The organism is Streptomyces sp. NPDC020362 (assembly GCF_040642095.1).
GTDB lineage: Bacteria > Actinomycetota > Actinomycetes > Streptomycetales > Streptomycetaceae > Streptomyces.
Window position 1 is genome coordinate 1 of sequence record NZ_JBFAET010000340.1, and the last position, 5,703, is coordinate 5,703.

Consider the following 5,703-nt stretch of genomic DNA (forward strand, 5'->3'; position numbering starts at 1 on the left):
CGTCCAGGTCGAGGATGTCGCGGGCGGCGGCCGGGTCGCGGACATCCTCGATCCGGTCGGCGGTGGGCGGGATGGGGGAGCCGTCCGGGCCGGTGGGCAGGTGCAGGTAGCCGAATGAGATCAGACGGATCGGGCGCAAGAGAGCCTCCTGCTCGGTGATGAAGGGGCGGGAACGTACCACGCCGCGCCCGGCCGGGAAGGGCGGGCGCGGCGCTCCAGGGGTGGTGCTACTGGGTGGTGATCCCGGTGACCACGAGGAACTGGTCGGTGCGCAGCTCCATCACGACCTGAGCGTTGGTGCCCTGGGCGCGCTGGGCGCGCTGGGCGGCGGCGTACTCTTCGGCTGGCCAGGAGCCGCGGGGGCCTCCGGCGGGGAACCGTTCCAGGACGGTGCGGGCCTGCGTGGTGGTTGTGGGCATTACGCGTCACCGCCGTTCACGCACTCGTGGATGTCGATCAGGGTGGCGATGGCGTCGGGGTTGTCCGCCAGGCCGACCCAGTGTCCGAGCGTGGTGAAGACGGGCACTTGGTCGCGGTCGGGGTCGAAGATGACGCCGTAGTTGCCGTGCCGGTCCATCACCGTCTCACGCAGGACCGGGATGGGCGCGGCTTCCAGGACCTTCAGGGCGTCGACGATGAGCCGGGCGGGCTCGCCGGGCGATTGGGGCTGGATCAGGGTGCCGGTAATGCAGCAGGTCGCCGGGCTGGATGCCGGTCAGCAGTTCGCGGGTGATCTGGGGGTCTCCGCTGGTGCAGGCCACGACCGTGTCGGGGGCATCCTGGGCGATGGTGTCGGCGTCGGCGGGGCGGACGATCAGGTTGAAGGTGGCGGTGCAGCGCCGGCCGGGGGCGGGGATGGCATCGGCCCAGCCGTCGACGGCGCAGTGCTCGGTGTCCATTTGGTGGCCTCCGGCAGAGTCTCGGTGGTGCGAGGGGAGCGGGGTCGGGGTGTGTGCTGCGTGAGCACCAGCTGCTCGCGGTTGCGCCGCTGCTGCTAGGAGCGGGGCCGTAGACGACGTACACGGTGCAGCAGCAGCCGCCGGCGGGCAGCTGCCACTACCGGTATGAGAAGGGCGAGCCCCCTTGAGGACCTGGCGTGCCCGCCGGGTGCTGTCTCTCCGGCGGTGACGCAGGCGAACCTGGCGTCGTCGATCTGCCGCAAGGGCGGCTACACCAAGCACATCCGGCCGCCGGAGTCGGTCACGCGCAAGGAGAAGCAGCTGAACGCCGCCTCCTACGGCTACAAGGGCAGTCTCGGTGACGCCGAGTACGACCACCTGATCAGCCTGCAACTGGGCGGTGACCCGAACGATGCCCGCAACCTGTGGGTGGAGTCGGCAGACCCGGGCCACAAGCCGGGCTCGGGCGTGAACAACCTGAAGGATCCGGTGGAGACAAAGCTGCACACCGCTGTCTGCTCCGGGAAGGTCACTCTCAAGGCGGCGCAGCAGGCGATCGTCAGCGACTGGACCACCGCGCTCAGCCGGATCGGTCTCGCCTGACACGCCGATCGGGGTGTGCTGGCCCGGGCGGGCGGATCGCTCGGGCCGTGGTGCAGTCAAGGGCCTTTGAGTAGTCGGGGTGGGCGGTCGGCGGGTGTCATGCTGGGCAGCAAGACGACGAGCCGTCGTGATCTTCTCGACGGCAAGTTTTCGTCCCTCACTGCCTGTGTCTGATGCCGACATGCCAAGCACAGGTCTTGGGGCGTGCCGGAGTGAGCGGCGGTCCTCAGCCGAACCCGGACGGACCGCAGGTCTGAGCCGCGTGGAGCGGCACGGCCAGGGTCAGCACGACGGTGGCGGCGACCGTGGCGAGCCACACTGCGTACAGCACTACGGGCCGCGCTCGGCGACGCGAGATCACCCACGCGATCCACCCGGCCAACGATCCGGCGGCCAGCGCGGCCAGCGCGGCCACGAGGCACAGAGCCACCACATTCCCCGAGACCGGATCCACGGGCGCATTCGCCGTGCAGTAGTCGCTGTCGTTCGTCAGCGAGGTCCCCAGCAGCACCACGAAGATCGCAAGTGCCGACATCGTCCAGGCCGCGGCGGCCAGCACCCGGTACGGCACCCTCGGCCAGGACCGCAGGGCGCCCGCCAGCACGGCGCACATCAGCAGGAGCGGCACCGCCATCAGCCCAAACGGCACCGCCAACCCCCACTGGCCCGCGCGGTACTGGCTGACCTGGGGGTCGTCAGCCCAGTAGAAGCCCCTGAACGCCGCACACACCGAGGTGATGACCACCAGTGCGGCCAGGGCGTGCGCGTGGACACGGGCCCGGGGCGCGTCCGGGAAGGACGCGGGCCAGACGATGTCCCGGAACTGGCCGTCAGCCCCCGGGCTAACGGCAGCCCTGCAGCGATCTGCGATCACCAGCCTCACGTCCCGCTCCCCCTTCGTACGCTGTTTGCTCCCCACGGGCACGCACACCGCGAAAGTCGGGAACCCATACGAGCCTGGCATATCGCGAGCCCGCAACGCGTCCGTGAAACTACGTAAGAAGCTGTGTCTGAGACGAGCGTCACAAATCGGCAGGACTCTTTGGCCTGGACCGGTTTGACGAACCGCCACCACCCCAGCGACTGGTCCCGTCCCTACTCGCCGACTTCAAGAACATCCGCACACGCCGGATCACTGTTCACCATGAACAGACACGAATCAGCTGGTATCCAGATCTCGGCTTGCAGGCCAACTGGGCAACACCAGGTATCTGCCTGCTGACACCTCGGCCAGAAAGAGAGCCGCGCACGGCTCTCACGTGCTCAGGTGGGGCCAATCGACTCGTTCACAGCAGGCCCCGAAGATCGCTAATCGGGGACAGAAGACTCGTTCCTCTGGGGCCAGAGGACTCGTTCGAAGCCAACACATGGACGCAGTCGGCACCCAGGCAAGGAACTGGGTGAGGAGGTTCAGGCCTGACCACTGCATGGAGATACCAGGAAATCGCTGGGCCACAGCGGCGACGGTATGGGCTGCAAAGCGCCAACTATTGCTTCAAACCAAACGAGTTCACCTACGAGATTCTGCTGGCCGCCGATGCCGGCTGTTCGAACGCGGCGATCGCCGCGCAGGTCGGGGTGCACATCGACGCCGTGCGCTCCCGGCGCAAACGGTTCGTCCAGGTTGGTATGGCCGCACCGCTCCCGCCGCGGGCGGCGGCGCAGGCCATCGCCGCAGGTGAGAATGGTCGTAGCCCTTGTCTGCGTGGAGCTTGTCCGGTTACGAGGACGTGGCATCAAGCACCGCATCGCCCGCAAGGGGATCGAGACCTCACAGCGGCTGGGCCCGCTCGCGGGCGGCCTCGGCCGAGGTCGGGCAGGGCCGCAAGCGTCGGATCACCGAGGCGGAACGTTCAAAGATCATCGGCCTGGTCAGGCAGCCAGCGCCGGGCCGGCTGACCGTGCAGGCCGACGGCGAACTGGCCGCGGCGGATGAGTCCGGGCCGCCGGAGTGGACCCTCGACGCACTGGCCGCCGAGGCCAGGAGGCTGGGCATCGAGGTCGGCCGCAGCCAGGTCCGCCGGATCCTGCTGGCCGAGGGCGTGCGCTGGCGCCGCACCCGGTCCTGGACCCGGTCCAGGGACCTGGACTTCGAGGGAAAAGGACACGGATCATCGAGCTCTACACCTGCCCGCCCGAAGGCGCGACGGTCGTCTGCGCCGACGAGCTCGGACCGGTGATCCCCCGTGCTTTCCCGCCGGCGCCGGGCTGGTCGCCGGACGGTCACCGCATCAAGTCCGAAGTCGACTGCAGCCGGGGGCCGGAGAAGACCTGGGTCTACGGAGCTCTGCGCGTGCGGGACGGACACGAGGTCACCATGACCGCTTCCTCTCGCAACAGCGCCTTCTACCAGCAGTTTCTTCAGAAGGCCGAGGTAGCCAATCCCGCCGGTGACATCTACATCGTCACCGACAACCTGTCCTCGTACAACAGCCTGTCCACCCGCACCTGGCTGGAGGACCACCCCAGAATCCGGCACGTCTTCATCCCCGTCGGCGCCTGCTGGCTCAACCTGCAGGAAGGCTGGTGGCGCATCTTCCGCAAGGCCGCCCTCGCAGGCCAGTCCTTCGCCGGACCACCCGAGATTGAACAAGCCACCCGCCTCGCAACATCTCAGCTCAACGCCCGAGCCCGGCCCTGGATCTGGGGCAGACCCGCACCACCAACCCGGGTACTACGGCGCCAATATGTGTACTCCGTTTGAGGAATCCAGCACTAGTGCAGCGCCGCGTTGATCCTTCGGGGGTTGCCGGTCAGCTGGCGGGGTCGCCGAGGTAGAGGCCGACGGCGCAGTCGAGGGCGTCTTCGGGGCTTCCGAAGGACAGGCCCGTGGGCAGGATGTTGTCCTCGTAGCGTTCGTTGCTGTAGGTGAACAGAGCGAAGCCCCACATCTCGGGGTGGCCGGTGTCCTTGAGCCTGCACAGTTGCAAGTCGTCTTCGTCGTCGCCGTTGATGACGGCGTCGATGCAGGCGTATCCGGCCCGCCAGCGGACCTTGAGCTCGGTGATCTGTGGCCAGCGGGCGGCATGGGCGGTCAGACGCTGCTGCAAGGCTGCGGCCTTGACGGTGTTCGAGCTGGCCATGCCGCCCATCTTGCCTGATCCGCCCCCGGCGACGGCACGCACCACCCTGACCACGCAATGATCAGCGGATCAATAAGCTGATCTCGGGGTGGGGCGATGCGGCTGACCAGTCCGTTCACGATCGAACTGACCCAGGCCGAGCGTGAGGTGCTTGAACGCCTGGGAGACTCGCGCACCGCGCCGTTCGCGCAGGTGCAGCGGGCTTCGGTGATCCTGGCACTGGCCGAGGGAATGTCGAACGCCGCCACGGCCCGCGCGGCCGGGCGGCATGTGGACACCGTCCGCTCCTGGCGCAAGCGGTTCACCGCCGAGCGGCTGGCTGCGCTCGTCGACCGGCCCCGGCCGCTGGGGCGGCCCCGGTTGTCCGCCGAGGACAAGCTGCAGGTCATCGCCGCCGCGACCGCCCAACCGCCCACCGCCGACACCGTGTGGACCCACCGACTGCTATCCGATCACCTGCGCCGTTCTGGCCTGGCGGTCTCCGCCTCCCAGGTCGGACGGATCCTGGCCTGCGTCGATCTCAAGCCGCACCTGGTGCGCGGCTGGCTGACCCGACCAGCCGACCCGGAGTTCTTCACCCGTGCCGCTGACGTGTGCGCGCTCTACCGCACCTGCCCTGCGAACGCGGTGGTGATCAGCGTGGATGAGAAGACCGGGATCACCGCACGCTCCCGCAAACACCCCGGCCAGCCCGGCCGCCCCGGGCAGCGCACCCGCCGGGAGTTCGAGTACATCCGCCACGGCACCGTCTCAATCATCGCCGCCCTGAACGTCCACACCGGCCAAGTCCTCACCGAGCGCATCGACCGCAACAACGCCGACACCTTCATCGGCTTCCTACGCCAACTCAACGAGTCCATCCCCGCCGGCACCAGCATCCACCTGGTCATAGACAACGGCTCATCCCACGTCGCGAAGAAGACGAAGGCATGGCTGGCCACCCGTCCCCGCTTCAACATCCACCACACCCCCAAACACGCCAGCTGGCTCAACCAAGTCGAGCTGTTCTTCTTCACCCTGACCCGACGTCTACTACGCCGCGGCCCGTTCGCCTCCCGCGACGAACTGGCAGCGGCCATAGACACCATAGTCATTGCCAACGACGAACACCACGCCAA

General features: G+C 68.2%; 8 protein-coding genes and 1 pseudogene. 4 read left to right on the forward strand and 5 right to left on the reverse strand.

Going from position 1 to position 5,703, the window contains the following annotated elements:
• Positions 1 to 227: 227 nt before the first annotated feature.
• From AB0H32_RS46360 to AB0H32_RS46370, 3 genes are read right to left on the reverse strand one after another with little or no spacing between them, the layout of a single operon-like run.
• Complete coding sequence (locus tag AB0H32_RS46360) at positions 228 to 419, reverse strand: hypothetical protein (RefSeq protein WP_361135160.1); 192 nt, start codon at positions 417 to 419, stop codon at positions 228 to 230.
• Positions 419 to 577, reverse strand: a complete 159-nt coding sequence (locus AB0H32_RS46365) for a hypothetical protein (protein ID WP_361135163.1) — start codon at positions 575 to 577, stop codon at positions 419 to 421. Before AB0H32_RS46365 ends, AB0H32_RS46360 begins: the two co-directional genes overlap by 1 nt.
• Before the next feature lie 7 nt (positions 578 to 584).
• Positions 585 to 899, reverse strand: a complete 315-nt coding sequence (locus tag AB0H32_RS46370; RefSeq protein ID WP_361135166.1) for a hypothetical protein — start codon at positions 897 to 899, stop codon at positions 585 to 587.
• 89 nt (positions 900 to 988) lie between these two features.
• Between AB0H32_RS46370 and AB0H32_RS46375 the strand changes: the two are divergent.
• Positions 989 to 1,502 (forward strand): annotated as a pseudogene (locus AB0H32_RS46375) (hypothetical protein); the annotation flags it as partial.
• A gap of 226 nt (positions 1,503 to 1,728) precedes the next feature.
• Here AB0H32_RS46375 and AB0H32_RS46380 read toward each other — a convergent pair.
• Positions 1,729 to 2,385: a hypothetical protein gene (locus AB0H32_RS46380; RefSeq protein ID WP_361135169.1), complete on the reverse strand. Its 657-nt coding sequence runs from the start codon at positions 2,383 to 2,385 to the stop codon at positions 1,729 to 1,731.
• An 847-nt stretch (positions 2,386 to 3,232) separates the two neighbouring features.
• Between AB0H32_RS46380 and AB0H32_RS46385 the strand changes: the two genes are divergently transcribed.
• Together AB0H32_RS46385 and AB0H32_RS46390 are read left to right on the forward strand one after the other, a co-directional pair.
• Positions 3,233 to 3,682, forward strand: coding sequence for a helix-turn-helix domain-containing protein (locus AB0H32_RS46385; protein WP_361135172.1), 450 nt, complete (start codon positions 3,233 to 3,235; stop codon positions 3,680 to 3,682).
• Positions 3,679 to 4,206, forward strand: a complete 528-nt coding sequence (locus AB0H32_RS46390) for a transposase (RefSeq protein WP_361135175.1) — start codon at positions 3,679 to 3,681, stop codon at positions 4,204 to 4,206. The genes AB0H32_RS46385 and AB0H32_RS46390 overlap by 4 nt, the downstream gene beginning before the upstream one ends.
• 49 nt (positions 4,207 to 4,255) lie before the next feature.
• On the opposite strand, the gene AB0H32_RS46395 is transcribed toward AB0H32_RS46390, so the two are convergent.
• On the reverse strand, positions 4,256 to 4,585 hold the full coding sequence (locus AB0H32_RS46395) for a hypothetical protein (RefSeq protein WP_361135179.1): 330 nt from the start codon (positions 4,583 to 4,585) through the stop codon (positions 4,256 to 4,258).
• 96 nt (positions 4,586 to 4,681) lie between these two features.
• Here AB0H32_RS46395 and AB0H32_RS46400 point away from each other — a divergent pair.
• On the forward strand, positions 4,682 to 5,703 hold a 1,022-nt coding region (locus AB0H32_RS46400), incomplete at its 3' end, for an IS630 family transposase (protein ID WP_361135182.1).

What these genes read in the sequence shown, in the direction of transcription:
- AB0H32_RS46360 (WP_361135160.1), bottom strand. Translation starts at nt 419, where the DNA reads ATGCCCACAACCACCACGCAGGCCCGCACCGTCCTGGAACGGTTCCCC.
- AB0H32_RS46365 (WP_361135163.1), bottom strand. Translation starts at nt 577, where the DNA reads ATGGACCGGCACGGCAACTACGGCGTCATCTTCGACCCCGACCGCGAC.
- AB0H32_RS46370 (WP_361135166.1), bottom strand. Translation starts at nt 899, where the DNA reads ATGGACACCGAGCACTGCGCCGTCGACGGCTGGGCCGATGCCATCCCC.
- AB0H32_RS46395 (WP_361135179.1), bottom strand. Translation starts at nt 4,585, where the DNA reads ATGGCCAGCTCGAACACCGTCAAGGCCGCAGCCTTGCAGCAGCGTCTG.